This is a genomic window from Microbacterium testaceum, from assembly GCF_001476655.1.
GTDB lineage: Bacteria > Actinomycetota > Actinomycetes > Actinomycetales > Microbacteriaceae > Microbacterium > Microbacterium testaceum_C.
On the sequence record NZ_LDRT01000130.1, the window covers coordinates 1 to 14,995 of the forward strand.

Here is a 14,995-nt window from a genome sequence, read left to right on the forward strand (position 1 = left end):
CCCCACCCGCGACACCACCGCGAGCCCTGGGACCGTCGACGCGCCCGCACGCCCCGGCCCACCGGCGCGGCCGGTGTCGCCGAGACGATCCGTGAGCCGTGCGCTCTGGCTCAGACCGTCCCTCGCCCGCGCGCACCCCGCGCGGCACGGCCCCCCACCCGCGACACCACCGCGAACCCCCGTGAACCGCTGTGAACCGCTGTGCTAACGTCGCCCGCAGTGACACGGGGTGCCCGCGAGGGCTGAGAACACACCCGTCGAACCTGATCTAGTTCGTACTAGCGAAGGGATGTCGCGAATGGTCGTTCGCACGTCGTCGTCTCCGTCCACCCCCGCCGAAGCGCTGGCTCTCCTCCGCGAGGCCGCTCCGCTCACGCAGTGCATCATCAACGCGGTGGTGACCAACTTCACCGCGAACGCGCTGCTCGCGCTCGGCGCAGCTCCCGCGATGTGCGACATCCCCGGCGAGGCCGGCATGTTCGCCGGCATCGCGGGCGGCGTGCTCGTCAACCTCGGCACCCCCACCGCCGAGCAACGCGAAGCCGCGCGCGAGGCCGTCGCGGCGAACACCCCCTGGGTACTCGATCCTGTCGCGGTCGGAGCCCTCCCCGTGCGCACGGCGCTCGCGCACGAGCTGCTCGAGGCGCGACCGGCGATCATCCGGGGCAACGCGTCCGAGATCCTCGCCCTGGCCGGGGCAGGAACGGGCGGACGCGGCGTCGACGCCACCGACGACGCCGACGACGCGCTCGACGCGGCCCGCGGCCTCGCGGTGCGCACCGGCGGAACCGTCGCCGTCTCCGGCCCGACGGACCTGATCGTGGATGCCACCCGCACGGCCCGCGTCCCCGGCGGAAGCGTCCTGCTGACCAAGGTCACCGGGGGCGGCTGCGCCCTGGGAGCCGCGATGGCAGCGTTCGGGGCTGTCGTGGAACCGTTCGACGCCGCGATCGCGGCGAGCGCCGTCTGGGCCGTGGCGTCGGAGCGGGCGGCATCCGGAGCTCGAGGTCCGGGCTCGTTCGCCGTCGCCTTCCTCGACGAGCTCTCCCGGGTCGAGCCCGCCGACCTCCGAGGCCGCGGGGAGGTCGCGCGATGACCGACCTCTCCCTCCACCTCGTCACCGACCACCGCGTGCCGTTCTCTCGCCTGCGCGACATCGTCGACGAGGCAGTGACCGCCGGCGTCACCGTCGTCCAGCTGCGCGACAAGGTCGCCACCGGCGGCGAACTCTTCGCCCGGACGCTCGACCTCGCCGACGTCGTCGCAGGGCGCTGCGCGTTCGTCGTCGACGATCGCCTCGACATCGTGCTGGCCGCGCGCGATCGCGGGGCGCGAGTCGACGGCATCCACCTCGGACAGAGCGACCTTCCCGTCGATGCCGCGCGTGCCCTCCTCGGCCCCGACGCCCTCGTGGGATGGACGGCGAACACCCCGGCGCACCTCGCGGCGGCCGCCGCTCTGCCCGACGGCACCGTCGACTACCTCGGCGTGGGGGTCATCCGTGCCACGGCGACCAAGCCCGACCACCCGCAGCCGCTGGGGGTCGAGGGGTTCGCCGAACTGGCGGCAACCACCGGATTTCCGTGTGTCGCGATCGGCGGCATCGACGTCGACGACGCGCCCGCGCTGCGCACGGCGGGAGCCGCGGGCGTCGCCGTCGTGTCCGCCGTGTGCGCGGCCGACGACCCCGGAGCGGTCGTGCGTCGCCTGCGCGGAGCCTGGGGAGCGTCCGCATGATCCCCCGCGTCCTCAGCATCGCCGGCACCGACCCCACCGGGGGCGCCGGCATCCAGGCCGACCTGAAGTCCATCGCCGCTTTCGGCGGCTACGGCATGGCGGCCGTCACAGCTCTCGTGGCCCAGAACACCCTCGGCGTCCGCGAGGTGCACGTGCCACCGACGGCGTTCCTCGCGGCGCAGCTGCGCGCGGTGAGCGACGACGTCGAGATCGACGCGGTCAAGATCGGCATGCTCGGCTCCGCCGACGTCGTCCAGACGGTCGACGCCTGGCTCGCCGCCGTGCGGCCGCCGCTCGTCGTCCTCGACCCCGTCATGGTCGCGACCAGCGGCGATCGCCTGCTCGATGCCGACGCCGAGGCCGCGGTCCGCGCACTCTGTCACCGCGCCGATCTGGTCACCCCGAACCTTCCCGAGCTCGCCGTCCTCGTCGACCGACCCGTCGCCTCCACCTGGGACGCGGCCGTCGCGCAGGCTCGCCTCCTCGCCGGAGACGCGAACACCACCGTCCTCTTGAAGGGCGGCCACCTCGACGGCGCCCAGAGCCCCGACGCCATCGTCGACGCCGACGGCGTGCATCCGGTGCCCGGACGCCGCGTCGACACCCGCCACACCCACGGCACGGGCTGCTCGCTGTCGTCCGCCATGGCCACTCTCGGCGCCTACGGCCTCCCCTGGCTCGCGGCGCTGGAACGCGCGAAGCTCTGGCTCACCGGCGCCCTCGAGCACGCCGAGGCCCTGCACGTCGGCCGCGGCAACGGCCCGATCGACCACCTGCACGAGCTCCGCCCGCACATCGATGTCGCCCGCGGAGACCTCGGGCGGTCATGGAGCTCCGCGCGATGGGATGCCATCGCCTCGACCCGCGCCGACGTCGACGCCTGCGCGTTCGTGCGCGGACTGGCATCCGGAGACCTCGATCGCGCCGCGTTCGCGTGGTACCTCGGCCAGGATCTGCTCTACCTGCGCGAGTACGCGCGCGTCCTCGCGCGAGCAGCGGCGCTGGCCCCTTCGGCCGACGAACAGCGCTTCTGGGCCGCGGCATCGGTGTCCTGCCTCGAGGAGGAGGCGGCACTCCACCAGTCGCACGTCGACCCCGCCGGACTCGCCCCCGCGACATCGACCGTCGACTACACCGACCACCTGCACGCGGCGTCCGCCTCCGGCTCGTACCCGATCCTGGTCGCCGCGATCCTGCCGTGCTTCGTGCTCTACACCGACATCGGCGTCCGCTGGCGCGGGACGTTCGACGCCGGCCACCCCTACGCCGACTGGCTCACCGCGTACGGCGACGAGCGGTTCGCGGACTCCTCGGCCACCGCCGCCCGGATCACGGATGCCGCCGCGCGGGCGGCATCCCCCCGCGTCCGGGACGCGATGGCCGCGGCCTACGATCGCTCGATGGCGCTCGAACTCGCGTTCTTCGAGGCACCACTGCGACAGCAGACCTGAAGGAAGATCCGAGAACCCCCGGTCAGCCGCTCTTGCGGCGGAACTCGCGCTTGGTCACGGCGGCATGCGTCCCGTGCACCGCCGAGTTGCCGTCGAGGTGCGCCTGACCCGCGCGCTGCTGCCCGTTCTTCTTCTCCAGCGCCTCACGGAACTTGCGCTTCATATCGGACGCCGCGTCCTCGGATCCGGGGGCGTCCGGGGTCTCGTCGGTACTCATTCCCCCACCCTAGGCATGCCCCGCCCGCCGCGCGAGCGCGCCGCGACCGGCGACGCCGGGGCGCGACGCCGACACGCGTGAAGCCTCAGACGTGCCGGACCCGCTGCTGCAGGCGCGTGCGGATGTCGAACAGCTCCGTTCCCCCGACCTCGCGCGCCCCGGGGATCCCCCGCCGCAGCAGCGTCGTCAACGCACTGCGTGTCACGAGCGCCACGGGCGTCCCGCGGACCTTCCCGAGGTCGGTGATCGCGTCGAGCACCGCGTCGTCGGGCAGCACGACGATCGCCCCGCTGAAGCGCACCCCCGCCGCCCGCGCGACGACGCGGGCGCGGGAGACGAGCTGCGTCACGGGAGATCCGATGACGTTCGCCCCCGAGATCTCTCCGCGCCGAATCCCCACCGGTCCCCCGAAGTCCTCGCTCAGCATCGCGTAGAGCCCGCTCGGGCCGAGCACGAGGTGGTCGATCTTCTGCTCCGGATCCCGCCCGTCTCGATCGGCGAACACGTCGTGCCACACCGTGTAGCCCATGCCGAGCTCCGAGACCAGTCGCGCCGTCTCCTCCTCGGCGAGCGCGTCGGCGAGGATGTGCCGGATCTCGGGAGGCGCCGAGCGCACGAGTGCCGGGTCGTACGGGTCGGCGAGGTCCACCCCGCGTCCGACCCACTCGCGGATCAGCGACAGGTAGCGCTCGCGCCGCCAGCCCCCGGGCTGTCCGTGGGAGCGCGCTCGTGGACGGGTGTCGGCAGGACGGGAGGGAGCGGATGCCGCGGGCCCCGCGCCCCATTCCGCCGAGGACGTTCCGCGGCCGCGATCGTAGGCGGCGCGCGCCTCGGGCGTTCCGACGAGTTCCCACGCGCGCTGCACCTGCACGAACAGGGCCGCATCGCCGCCGGTGTCGGGATGGGTCTCACGCAGGCGGGCGCGATACGCACGGCGCAGTGCCTCGTCGTCGACGTCGACCGTCACGCGAAGCACCTCGTAGGCCGAGACCGACATCGGACTGTCGAACACCTGCGTCTTCCCCTCCGCCGCGCGCGTGCGCGGCGCCTCTCAGGCTAACCCGCCGCACCTGTCCGCGCGCCGGGCGGGCCCGGCGGCGGGACGCGGAGAGCTCCGTCGCGCTTGTCGTTGCGGCGCGCGAAGGCCGCGGCATCCCGGCTCGACAGCGCGAGCAGCACCAGGATGTCCAGCGCGAGCGTGACGAGGCTCGTCGCGACGGTGATCTCGACGCCCGTCTCCCACCAGCTCACGAACGCGGCCGCGATCGACATCGTCGAGACGATCATCACGATCACCCGCGCGGAGTTGCTCCCCCACAACAGCAGAATGCCGAACACCACCTGCACGAGGAAGATGACGGCGATGACCCCGACGAACGCCTCGATGCCGATGCCGAGGTCGTCGATCGTCTGATCCGTGGGGATCGTGTTGTCGCCGTTGGCGAAACCGGAGACCGACCGCAGCCACGGCGGCAGACCGAAAGCGACCGAGGCTCCCCAGACCGCGCCGGAGATCGCACGCAAGAGCACGAGCACGCCACCCGCGACGGTGGCGGCAGGCCGCCGCATCCGCGGATTGCGCACCACGGGCGGCGCGAGGGGCTCGAAGGCCGCGCGCTTGCGCGGATGACGCTGCGGGCTCACCGTGGCGCCCCCACGTCGCCGGTGCCTCGGGCCGCGTGTCCGGGAATGGAGGCATCCGGAATCTCTGCACCCGGGATCCGGACCCCGCGGACGTCGAGGATCGGCAGATCACCGTCGGTCGTGATGCTGTCTCCCCCTCCGTTGCGTGAGTGGTAGCCGGTCGCGAAGTCGCGGATCACGTCGACCCTCACCCCGGGGACGCCCGTCAGGCTCTCGACGATGTGATCGCGTTCGATGTCGGTGTCGGCGTCGATGCGGTGCGTGACCTGGAGCGTGAAGAGCGAGAGGCCGACGGCCCGATCGAAGGTGCCGGCCGCGAGCCAGTCGACCCGGCGCCCACCCGGCAGCAGCCACCCCTGCGGACACTGCCAGAACCGCACATGGTGGCGCTGCGCCGGCGAGCCCGCGACCTCTTGCTGGTACGCGAGGTCCTGCATGCGCCCGAACAGGAACAGCGGGCTCACGGGAGCACGCGGGTAGCTCCGCCGCCGGAGCGTCGACGTGATGATCCGCCACGACGATCCCCACCCGACCGGGTCGGCGGCGATCCACCCGGCCGCCGCCATCGCCTGTTCGATCTGCTCCCGCTCCCCGAGGACGGCGAGGTTGACCGGGTCGCCGAGCAGCCCGTCCGAGGTGCGCGTGCGCCCCATGAAGTAGTCGGGCACGTAGATCGACGTGAGGATGCGGTGCAGACGCGGCAGCACGAGGTAGGCGAGAAGCCCCCAGAAGGCGATCGCCAGCAGCACGCCCGCCCACCCCACCTGGAACGCCTGCGTGAGGCTCAGGTACGCCAGCCAGATGGCCGCGAGCCCCGCGAACACGAAGAAGAAGCCGTCGAGCAGATGCCCGATCGACCACCGACGTCTTCTGCGGGTCACGGGCGTCTCACCAGAGCGGCACCGCGGGCTCGTGGGCGAGAGCGGATGCCACGACCTCGGGCGCGAGATCCTCGTGCCGCCCCGGCGACCACGTCGGCGACCGGTCCTTGTCGATGAGCTGTGCGCGGATGCCCTCGACCAGGTCGGGCTGGGTCTGGGCGAACCACATGACGAGACCGTACTCCTGCGCGAGTGCGGCCCGCAGGTCGGGAAGAGTCCGCGCCCGGCGGACAGCGGCCAGCGTCACCGCGACCGCAATCGGGGCGGACGCGGCCAGCAGATCCGCCGTCTCGTGCGCGTCCGGCTCCGGGCGCCCACGAAGACGCTCCAGGATGCCGTGCACGTCATCGGCGGCGAAAGCGTCATCGATCCACGGACGGGCGGCCTCCAGCCGGGACGGGCCCGCGGTCTCGTCGAACAGCAGCACCAGCTCCGTGGGGCTCGCGGGGTCGGCCCGCACCTGGAACGCGTCGTACAGCGCCGGCAGATGGGCCGTGGGCACGAGGTGGTCGGCGAATCCCGCGTAGATGGCGTCCGCGGCATCCATCGTCGCCCCGGTCAGCCCGAGGTACTCGCCCACCCGACCCGGCGCGCGCGAGAGCAGCCAGGAACCGCCCACGTCGGGGGTGAACCCGATGCGGGTCTCGGGCATCGCCAGACGCGAGTCCTCGGTGACGATGCGGATCGCGGCGTGGCCGGCGAGGCCGATGCCGCCGCCCATGGTCACCCCGTCCGCGATCGCGACGACGGGCTTCGGGTACGACGCGATGAGATGGTCGAGCGCGTACTCCTCGCGGAAGTAGGTGTGCACGTCATCGACGCGCCCGTCCACGACCAGTCCGTGCAGCGCGCGGACGTCGCCGCCCGCGCAGAATCCCCGCTCGCCCGCCCCGTCGAGCAGGATGAGCTCGATGTCGGTGTCGTGCTTCCACCGGTCCAGGGCCGCGGCGAGGTCGCGGATCATGTCGAGTCCGAGGGCGTTGATCGCCCGCGGTCGGTTGAGGGTCAGATGCCCGACACCGCGGAGGGCGTGCACCAGCACGGCGTCGTCGTCGGCTCGCTGAGCGTTCACGCTGCCACGTTACACAGGCGCCCGACGGCCCCTCCGCCCGCCCGGAGGTGCGTTTTCCGCCCCGGATCGGGGAAGATGGGCAGAACGCCCGTCGAACGAAAGGTGCCGCATGCCCGAGGGACAGGTGCTCGAACTCACCGGCCTGACCAAACGGTTCGGTGCGGTCTCCGCCGTCGACTCCCTCGACGCGCGCGTCGAACCCGGCCTCGTGACCGGTTTCCTCGGTCCCAACGGCGCCGGCAAGACCACTTCGCTGCGCATGCTGCTGGGCCTGGTCCGTCCGACCTCGGGCACGGCCACCATCGGCGGCCAGCGATACGCCGACCTCGCGTCGCCCCTGCAGACGGTGGGAGCGGCCCTCGAGGCCTCGAGCTTCCACCCCGGCCGCTCCGCCGCCAACCACCTCAAGGTGTACGCCCGCGCCGCGAAGCTCCCGACCTCGCGCGTCGACGAGGTGCTGGGCCTGGTCGGTCTGGCCGACGTCGCCGGACGCCGCGTCGGCGGGTTCTCCCTCGGCATGCGCCAGCGCCTGGGCCTGGCCACGGCCCTCCTCGGCGACCCGGGCGTGCTCGTGCTCGACGAGCCCACGAACGGGCTCGACCCCGAGGGCATCCGGTGGATGCGCTCGCTGCTGCGTCACCTCGCGGAAGAGGGACGCACCGTCCTGATCTCCTCGCACCTGCTCGCCGAGGTGCAGCAGACCGTCGACGCGCTGCTGATCATCTCGCACGGCCGCCTCGTCTTCCAGGGCGGCGTCGAAGACCTCGCCGACCCCGACGAGTACGCCACCGTCGTCGACGCGCCCGACCGCGCGGCGCTGTCCGCGCTGCTGGATGAGCGCGGCATCCCGTACCAGTTGCTGCGCAACGGCTTCACGATCCGTCACCTCGAGCCGGTCGAGGTCGGCGCCCTCGCCGCCGGGGCCGGCATCGCGCTGTCGAACCTGCAGAGCAAGGGAGCCAGCCTCGAGGACATCTTCCTCGAGCTCGTCAGCGGCGTTCGCGTGCACGCGAGCGCGGGCGGCACGACGGTTCCGGCCCCGGCTCCGGCTCCGGCTCCGGCTCCGGACACAGCGCTGCCGGATGCCGGAGCGACGGATGCCGCGACCCCGGCGCCCGCGGTTTCGAGTGCGGTTCCGGATGCCGCGGTTCCGGATGCCGTGACCCCGGCGCCCGCGGTCGATCCGCTGCCCGCGGCTGCCCCCGTCGACACCCCCGCGCCCGGCGCCGGCGCTCCGGTCGGTGAGACGGCCCCCTCGACCGACATGGTCACGGTCCCCGCGGCCACCCGCGCCGGGTCGCGCTCCGCGCCGACGCACCCCCTCCCCGCGGAAGAGGGACAGTCACGGCCGTCCTACTCGGTGGCGTCCACGGGAGTCATCGATGTGGTGCCACCCGCGTCCGCGCCGACCGACGGCGCCACGACAGACGGCGCAGAGAACCACGACGCCGCGACCGATGACACGGAGGTGTCCCGATGAGCCTCGTCGCCGTCACGCGTTCCGAGTACACCAAGCAGTTCTCCACCGTCGGGTGGTGGGTGCTCGCGATCGTGCTCGTGGTCTACGTCGCCTTCACCGCCGGCGTCCTCGCCCTCGTCTTCGGGGGCGTCGCCTCCGGTCGGCTCACGGGCAACGGCCCCACGCCGCAGACCGAGGGGCTCGCCGGTCTCGTCTACAGCTCGGCGAGCGGGGTCGGCTACGTCTTCCCCCTGCTGGTCGGCACGCTGATGGTGACGACCGAGTTCCGCCACAAGACGCTCACGCCGACCTTCCTCGCCACCCCGCGCCGCGGCATCGTGCTCGGCGGGAAGTTCTTCGTGGGCATCGTGGTCGGTCTGCTGTATGGCATCCTCGGATCCGCCGCCGCGGTCGCCGCCGGCGCCGGCGTGCTGAGCATCTTCGGCGTCGACCCCGAGCTCGGCTCCTCCGACACGTGGACGCTCATCGGACGGATGCTGCTCGCGTTCGCCCTGTGGGCGGTGGTCGGGATCGGCGTCGGCACCGTGGTGCGCAACCAGGTGGCCGCGATCGTCATCGTGCTCGCCGTCACCCTCTTCATCGAGCCGATCGTCCGCACCCTCGGCGGGCTCGTCTCGGGCTTCAGCGACGTCGTGAAGTGGTTCCCCAGCGCCGCGAGCGACGCCCTCGTGGGGAAGACGATCTTCGGCGCGATGTCGGCCGGCGGCTCGGGATCGCTGGACTGGTGGGTCGGCGGGCTCGTGCTGCTGGGGTACGCGGTCGTCTTCCTCGTGATCGGTCTCTTCACGACCTGGCGTCGCGACGTCGACTGAGCCGGATCCTCAGGGAGTCGGCGCGAGCGGCGGGAGCAAACCCCGCGCCGCAGCACTCGCCCGTGCGATGAGCAGTGCGGGATCGACGATCTCTCCGCGCGCGATCGCGGCATCCAGGTCATCGAGACCCAGACGCGCGTGCCGGACCTGCTCGGCCGGGTCCGACGTGTCGGCGACCCCCGATCGCGTCTCGGCCACGCATAGGAACAGGTGAACGGGCCAGGCCGCACGTCCGGGGTTGACGAAGAAGGTCTGCAGCGGCACGAGCTCCGTCGCGATCAGCCCGAGTTCCTCTTCGAGCTCGCGACGAGCCGCGTCCTCGGGAGTCTCCGTCGGGTGGCCCGCCCCTCCGGGGAGATCGTAGATCCACCGGTCGAGCGGGTATCGGTACTGCCGAGCGAGCACGAGGTGAGCCCCCTCGACCACGAGGGTGGCGACCGCGAAGGGCACGCTCTCGTCGATCTCGTACGACGACGGCGTCCCGTCCGGCAGCACCACGTCATGCTCGACGATGCGCACGCGACCCGCATAGACCTCTCGACGAGACAGTGTCTCCCACCCCTGCTCGATCTCACTCGTCATGACGTCACCGTACGCGCTCCCGCCGGGACACCTGGGTGACACCTCGTCGCCTCCGCGCCGGGCCCTGCATTTGGCTCGGTCCTTCGCGTCGGTGAGAATCAACCGTGCTCGATGGACCGGTGATCGCCGAGTGGCTCCCCGTCTCGGTGGCCGCTCTCGTCGTCCTGCTGGTCGCCGCGGGCGTCGCCGGCTGGGTCGACGCGGTCGTCGGAGGCGGCGGGTTGATCCAGCTGCCGGCCCTGGTCATCGCCGTGCCGAGAGACGTCGCGACCCCGTTCATCCTGGGTACGAACAAGCTCTCCTCGTTCTTCGGCACGCTCTCGGCCAGTTGGGTGTACCTGCGCAAGATCAAGGTGCAGCTCGTCCTGCTGGTCCCGCTCATCGCCGGGGCCTACGCCGGGTCCACGGTCGGCGCCGCACTCTCCCGCTACATCGCGCGCGAGGTGCTGACGCCGATCGTGCTGGTGGCCGTGATCGCCGTGGCGCTCTACACGCTCCTGAAGCCCAGAATGGGCCTCGAGCACGAGCCGCGGCACAGCGCCGGCGGGGCGATCGCCTGGCGCGCGGGGGCGATCGGTCTCGCGGTCGGCTTCTACGACGGCATCCTGGGTCCGGGGACGGGCTCGTTCTTCGTGATCCTCATCGTGGGCGTGCTGGGCTACGGCTTCCTGCAGGCGAGCGTCAACGCCAAGATCGCGAACCTCACCACGAACCTCGCCGCCCTCGCGGTCTACGGCGTGCACGGCGAGATCCTGGTCGTCCTGGGCCTCGCGATGGCCGTGATGAACGTGACCGGTGGCTTCATCGGCGCGCACATGGCGACCCGCCGCGGGAGCGGGTTCGTGCGGATCGTGTTCCTCGTGACGCTGTCGATCCTCATCGTGAAGCTCGCGTGGGACACGGTGGTGCAGTTCACGTCCTGAGCGCGTTCCCCCGCGGTGGGCCCTTCCCCTCGTTGAGTGTCCAAGAAACCCGGACGTCTCAAAAATCGTCCGGGTGGTTTGGACACTCAAACCCCGCTGGCGGCCCGCGGGATGTCAGGCGACGATGTCGGCCACGTCCTCGGGTTCGGATGCCACGTCCAGACGCAGCGCCTTGAGCAAGGCCACACCGTGTTTGGTGGTGAGCACGAGCCGCTCGAACTCGTCGTGACCGGCCAGGTCGACCACGACGCTGGGCTTGCGGCCGCGGATGATGACGAAGTCGTTGCCGCTCGCGGACTTCCACGTCCCCGCGCCGACCGCGACGGGGAGGTTGATCCCGGGGTTCGGCACGCCGCGGAGCCAGGTCCACGCATCGTCCGTCAACTGGACGCGATCGATGTGCTCGCGCGGGACGACGATGTTGTTCTTGCGGAAGGAGAGCGCGCGCTCGGTCGGCGACAGCACGACCTCGAGCTGCGTCGAGTCGAGCAGCAGGGTCACCATGGCATCCATCCTGCCAGCCCTCGCCGATGGCCACCGCGGCGGGACCCTCACGAGACGGCAACGATCGCGAACCCGGCCCGCAGGTCGGAGGCGAGGGATAGCCTGGAGCGATGAGTACGGGCAGTGTGGCGCCACGAGTCGCACCGGCCCGAGGCACATCGATCGACGATCTTCTCGCGCGCGTCAGCGGCGGACACCGACCGGACGTCGACGAGACCGAGCGATTGCTCCGCGCTCCCCTCGACGCGCTCTTCCGCGTCGCGGGAGCGGTGCGCGACGAGGGCCTGGCCCGCGCGGGGCGTCGGGGGATTCTGACGTACTCGCGCAAGGTCTTCGTCCCGCTCACCACCCTCTGCCGAGACCGGTGTCACTACTGCGTCTTCGTCGACACCCCGGGCCAGCTCAACCTGCTGCGCAAGCCCACGTACATGAGCCCCGAGCAGGTGCTCACGGTCGTAAGGCAAGGGCAGGCGCTCGGCTGCAAAGAGGCCCTGCTCACCCTCGGCGACCGCCCCGAGGAGCGCTGGCCCGAGGCCCGTGCCTGGCTCGACGAGCACGGTTTCGCCTCGACCATCGACTACGTCGCCCACATCGCGCGCCTCATCACGGCTGAGACGGGCATGCTCGTCCATGCCAACCCCGGCGTCATGCACCCCGACGAACTGCAGGCGCTGCGACCGGTCTCCCCGTCGATGGGCATGATGCTCGAGACCACCTCGCGCCGCCTGTACGAAGAGCCGGGGCAGGTCCACTTCGGCTCCCCCGACAAGGACCCCGACCTGCGCCTCAGGGTCATCGACGATGCCGGAGCCACGAGGGTCCCGTTCACCACGGGCATCCTGGTCGGCATCGGCGAGACCGTGCGCGACCGCGCCGAGTCGCTCGTCGCGCTGCGCGAGATCGACGACCGCCACGGGCACGTGCAAGAGATCATCGTGCAGAACTTCCGCGCGAAGCCCCGCACCGCCATGCAGGGCGCGCCCGACGCCGATCTGGCCGAGTACCTCGCCGCGGTCGCCACGGCGCGACTGGTGTTCGGCCCCGACATGCGCATCCAGGTTCCGCCGAACCTGTCCGACCCCCGCGAGCTCGGCGCCCTGATCGCGGCAGGGATCGACGACTGGGGTGGCGTGTCGCCGCTCACCGCCGACCACGTGAACCCCGAGCGTCCGTGGCCGCAGATCGACGACCTCGCCGCGCAGACGGCCGCCCACGGTTACACGCTGCGCGAGCGTCTGACCGCGCACCCGGAGTTCGTTCAAGATGCCGCGCACTGGTTCGACCCGGCCCTCCACGCGCCGGTTCGGGCCCTGGCGGATGCCGAGGGGCTCGCCGCCGACGTGATCCCGCGCGCCGTCGGCACCTCGAACGTCCCTGGCCAGGGCGTTCCCCGCGCGTTGGCGCCCTCCGCTCCCGGAATCCCCTCCGACCCCGGAGTTGAGCGCCTCGCGGAGCGCGCGGCATCCGATCCCCTCGCCCTCGACGACGCGGACTGGACGCGTCTGCTCCACGCCACCGGCGCCGAGCTCGACGCCCTCACCGCGACCGCCGACGATGCCCGCCGCTACACCGTCGGCGAGCCCATCACCCTGGTGCAGAACCGCAACCTCACCTCCACGGGGTTCCGGCGCACCGGGCGCGCCGCGATCGGCGAGTTCGATCTCGACGACGCCGCGGCGATCGCCGCGGACGCGGCCGAGCTGGGCACCACCGAGATCTGCATCCAGGGCTCTCTTCGCCCCGACGAGGACCCCTCGGCCTACCTCGACCTCGTGCGGGCCGTGAAGCGCGGGGCTCCCGGCATCCATGTCCACGCCTACCGTCCCGCCGACGTGCGCGACCTCGCCGACCGCGGCGGGTTCGGCCTCGCCGGCGCCCTGGCCGCGATGCGCGACGCGGGGGTCGACACGGTCCCGGGCACGGGTGTGAAGATCCTCAGCGAGCGGGTGCGCGCCCTCGTCGCGCCGGGCGACCTCGACATCGACCGCTGGGTCGAGGGCATCTCCGCCGCGCACCGCGCCGGGTTCCGTTCGACCTCGGTGCTCTTCTACGGGCACGTCGAGACGGCCGAAGAACGCGTCGCCCACCTGCGGCGCCTGCGCGAGATCCAGGCCGACACCCGCGGCTTCGCGGAGTTCGTGCCCATCCCGCTGCCCGGCGGCGACGTCCCCCTGGTCGAGGGACGCAGCCCCCTCGACGAGCACCGCGCGATGGTCGCCGTGTCGCGCCTGCTGCTGTCGGGCAGCATCCCGCACGTGCAGATCCCGTGGACGCGCGTAGGCCGCGAGGTCGCCGCCGTCCTCCTGCGCTCGGGCGGAGACGACCTCGGGGGCACACTATACGACGGTCGCGTGCTGCCCGACACCGGCATCGAGCAGGGCCTCGAGCTCCCGGTCGCGGCCGCCGAGCGCATCGCCCGAAGCCTCATGCGCCCGTTCCGGCAGCGGACGACCGACTATCGGGTCGCCGGCGGGATGTCGACGGCCGCGGATGCCACGGCCCGGAACGGAGCCCACGGGTGAGGACCATCGACGTCGCGATCGTCGGCGCCGGTTTCGCCGGTCTGGCCATGGCGGGCGCGCTGCGGCGGGCGGGCCGCGACGACCTCGTCGTCCTCGAACGCGCCGACGACGTCGGCGGCACCTGGCGCGACAACACCTACCCCGGCGTCGCCTGCGACGTGCCCGCTCACCTCTACAGCCTCGCCGCGCACCCGAACGCGCACTGGTCGCGCACCTTCGCCCCGGGCGGCGAGATCCAGGCGTACCTGCGCGACGTCGCGGCGCGGGAGGGCCTCGGCGACCGCCTCCGACTGCGCACGCCGATGCTCGGAGCGCAGTGGGATGCCATCGACGCGGTGTGGCGCATCGACACCGGCGCGGAGCCCCTCACGGCCCGGTCACTCGTCCTCGCCTGCGGTCGCCTGACCGAGCCGCACGTGCCCGCGATCGACGGTCTGGAGTCGTTCGAGGGCGCCCTGTTCCACTCGGCCCGCTGGGACCACGACGTCGACCTCACCGGCAAACGCGTCGCCGTCGTGGGCACCGGCGCAAGCGCCGTCCAGCTCGTCCCCGAGCTCGCCCGACGTGCCGCGCACGTGACGCTCTTCCAGCGCACGCCCGCGTGGATCGTCCCCCGCGGAGGGAGCGAGATCCCCCTCGCCGAACGCGAACGCCTGCTCGAGAACCCCGGCGACCTCGCGCGCCTGCGCGCCGAGCTCTACACCGAGGGAGAAGCACGCTTCGCGTCCCGCTCCGGCGATGCCGCGGCATCCGCCACCGCCCGCGAAGCAGCTCTCGCCCACCTGCACGCGCAGGTGTCCGACCCCGCGCTCCGCGCCGCGCTGACCCCGGACTATGCCTTCGGGTGCAAGCGCGTGCTGCTCTCGGACGCGTTCTACCCCGCCGTGGCCTCGGATGCCGTGACCCTCGAGCCCACGGCCCTGACCGCGGTCGACGGGTCCACGCTCACCGCGGCCAGCGGCGCGGAGTTCGAGGCCGACGTCCTCGTGCTCGCGACCGGCTTCGCCTCGGCCGAACAGCCCTACGCCGACCTCGTGCGCGGCGACGACGGCACCCTCGCCGAGCACTGGTCCGAGGGGATGACCTCGTTCGGGTCAACCGTCGTGGCGGGCTTTCCGAACCTCTTCGTCCTCAACGGTCCGAACGCGAGCCTCGGCCACAACTCGGCCG

Annotated in this window: 16 protein-coding genes and 1 riboswitch; of the genes, 9 read left to right on the forward strand and 7 right to left on the reverse strand. The window is 72.3% G+C overall.

Annotated elements, in window-relative coordinates; all coding sequences use genetic code 11:
• The 4 genes from NS220_RS20455 to NS220_RS15705 form a co-directional block, all read left to right on the forward strand.
• Window positions 1-195, forward strand: a 195-nt coding sequence (locus NS220_RS20455; protein ID WP_440589473.1) for a hypothetical protein, incomplete at its 5' end; no start/stop codon positions are given.
• 20 nt (window positions 196-215) lie between these two features.
• Window positions 216-307: riboswitch (TPP riboswitch) on the forward strand.
• Window positions 299-1,096 carry a hydroxyethylthiazole kinase gene (gene thiM / locus NS220_RS15695; RefSeq protein WP_081323223.1) on the forward strand — a complete coding sequence of 266 codons (798 nt, stop codon included), beginning with the start codon at window positions 299-301 and terminating at the stop codon, window positions 1,094-1,096. (Overlaps the previous riboswitch by 9 nt.)
• A complete protein-coding gene (gene thiE, locus NS220_RS15700) occupies window positions 1,093-1,737 on the forward strand; it encodes a thiamine phosphate synthase (protein WP_058624958.1) in 645 nt (214 codons plus the stop codon). The genes thiM and thiE overlap by 4 nt, the downstream gene beginning before the upstream one ends.
• Window positions 1,734-3,188, forward strand: coding sequence for a bifunctional hydroxymethylpyrimidine kinase/phosphomethylpyrimidine kinase (locus NS220_RS15705; protein WP_058624959.1), 1,455 nt, complete (start codon window positions 1,734-1,736; stop codon window positions 3,186-3,188). Before thiE ends, NS220_RS15705 begins: the two co-directional genes overlap by 4 nt.
• A gap of 22 nt (window positions 3,189-3,210) precedes the next feature.
• Here the strand turns inward: NS220_RS15705 and NS220_RS15710 are convergent, their stop codons facing one another.
• From NS220_RS15710 to NS220_RS15730, 5 genes are all read right to left on the reverse strand, one after another.
• Window positions 3,211-3,405 (reverse strand): DUF5302 domain-containing protein, encoded by a 195-nt coding sequence (locus NS220_RS15710; protein ID WP_058624960.1) that lies wholly within the window; start codon window positions 3,403-3,405, stop codon window positions 3,211-3,213.
• Between the two features lie 85 nt (window positions 3,406-3,490).
• Window positions 3,491-4,417 carry a nuclease-related domain-containing protein gene (locus tag NS220_RS15715; RefSeq protein ID WP_058624961.1) on the reverse strand — a complete coding sequence of 309 codons (927 nt, stop codon included), beginning with the start codon at window positions 4,415-4,417 and terminating at the stop codon, window positions 3,491-3,493.
• Window positions 4,418-4,461: 44 nt separating this feature from the next.
• Entirely contained in the window at window positions 4,462-5,049 is a 588-nt protein-coding gene (locus NS220_RS15720) for a hypothetical protein (protein WP_058624962.1), read from the reverse strand.
• A complete protein-coding gene (locus NS220_RS15725) occupies window positions 5,046-5,930 on the reverse strand; it encodes an LssY C-terminal domain-containing protein (protein WP_058624963.1) in 885 nt (294 codons plus the stop codon). The genes NS220_RS15720 and NS220_RS15725 overlap by 4 nt, the downstream gene beginning before the upstream one ends.
• A 7-nt stretch (window positions 5,931-5,937) precedes the next feature.
• A complete protein-coding gene (locus NS220_RS15730) occupies window positions 5,938-7,002 on the reverse strand; it encodes an enoyl-CoA hydratase/isomerase family protein (protein WP_058624964.1) in 1,065 nt (354 codons plus the stop codon).
• Between the two features lie 109 nt (window positions 7,003-7,111).
• On the opposite strand from NS220_RS15730, the gene NS220_RS15735 reads away from it, so the two are divergent.
• Window positions 7,112-8,482: an ABC transporter ATP-binding protein gene (locus NS220_RS15735; RefSeq protein WP_058624965.1), complete on the forward strand. Its 1,371-nt coding sequence runs from the start codon at window positions 7,112-7,114 to the stop codon at window positions 8,480-8,482.
• Window positions 8,479-9,294, forward strand: a complete 816-nt coding sequence (locus NS220_RS15740) for an ABC transporter permease (RefSeq protein WP_058624966.1) — start codon at window positions 8,479-8,481, stop codon at window positions 9,292-9,294. The genes NS220_RS15735 and NS220_RS15740 overlap by 4 nt, the downstream gene beginning before the upstream one ends.
• Window positions 9,295-9,303: 9 nt before the next feature.
• Here NS220_RS15740 and NS220_RS15745 read toward each other — a convergent pair whose 3' ends face one another.
• Window positions 9,304-9,876 carry an NUDIX hydrolase gene (locus tag NS220_RS15745; RefSeq protein ID WP_058624967.1) on the reverse strand — a complete coding sequence of 191 codons (573 nt, stop codon included), beginning with the start codon at window positions 9,874-9,876 and terminating at the stop codon, window positions 9,304-9,306.
• A gap of 104 nt (window positions 9,877-9,980) precedes the next feature.
• On the opposite strand from NS220_RS15745, the gene NS220_RS15750 reads away from it, so the two are divergent.
• A complete protein-coding gene (locus tag NS220_RS15750) occupies window positions 9,981-10,799 on the forward strand; it encodes a TSUP family transporter (RefSeq protein WP_058624968.1) in 819 nt (272 codons plus the stop codon).
• A gap of 114 nt (window positions 10,800-10,913) precedes the next feature.
• Here the strand turns inward: NS220_RS15750 and NS220_RS15755 are convergent, their stop codons facing one another.
• Entirely contained in the window at window positions 10,914-11,303 is a 390-nt protein-coding gene (locus NS220_RS15755; protein ID WP_058624970.1) for a hypothetical protein, read from the reverse strand.
• 110 nt (window positions 11,304-11,413) lie between these two features.
• On the opposite strand from NS220_RS15755, the gene cofG reads away from it, so the two are divergent.
• Both cofG and NS220_RS15765 read left to right on the forward strand, forming a co-directional pair.
• Window positions 11,414-13,825: a 7,8-didemethyl-8-hydroxy-5-deazariboflavin synthase CofG gene (gene cofG, locus NS220_RS15760; protein ID WP_058624969.1), complete on the forward strand. Its 2,412-nt coding sequence runs from the start codon at window positions 11,414-11,416 to the stop codon at window positions 13,823-13,825.
• The coding region (locus NS220_RS15765) for a flavin-containing monooxygenase (protein ID WP_081323225.1) at window positions 13,822-14,995 on the forward strand (1,174 nt) is incomplete at its 3' end. The genes cofG and NS220_RS15765, both read left to right, overlap by 4 nt.

Bases quoted from the DNA above. Each gene is read 5' to 3' on its own strand.
- thiM (WP_081323223.1), top strand. From the start codon at position 299: ATGGTCGTTCGCACGTCGTCGTCTCCGTCCACCCCCGCCGAAGCGCTG.
- thiE (WP_058624958.1), top strand. From the start codon at position 1,093: ATGACCGACCTCTCCCTCCACCTCGTCACCGACCACCGCGTGCCGTTC.
- NS220_RS15705 (WP_058624959.1), top strand. From the start codon at position 1,734: ATGATCCCCCGCGTCCTCAGCATCGCCGGCACCGACCCCACCGGGGGC.
- NS220_RS15710 (WP_058624960.1), bottom strand. From the start codon at position 3,405: ATGAGTACCGACGAGACCCCGGACGCCCCCGGATCCGAGGACGCGGCG.
- NS220_RS15735 (WP_058624965.1), top strand. From the start codon at position 7,112: ATGCCCGAGGGACAGGTGCTCGAACTCACCGGCCTGACCAAACGGTTC.
- NS220_RS15740 (WP_058624966.1), top strand. From the start codon at position 8,479: ATGAGCCTCGTCGCCGTCACGCGTTCCGAGTACACCAAGCAGTTCTCC.
- NS220_RS15745 (WP_058624967.1), bottom strand. From the start codon at position 9,876: ATGACGAGTGAGATCGAGCAGGGGTGGGAGACACTGTCTCGTCGAGAG.
- NS220_RS15755 (WP_058624970.1), bottom strand. From the start codon at position 11,303: ATGGTGACCCTGCTGCTCGACTCGACGCAGCTCGAGGTCGTGCTGTCG.
- cofG (WP_058624969.1), top strand. From the start codon at position 11,414: ATGAGTACGGGCAGTGTGGCGCCACGAGTCGCACCGGCCCGAGGCACA.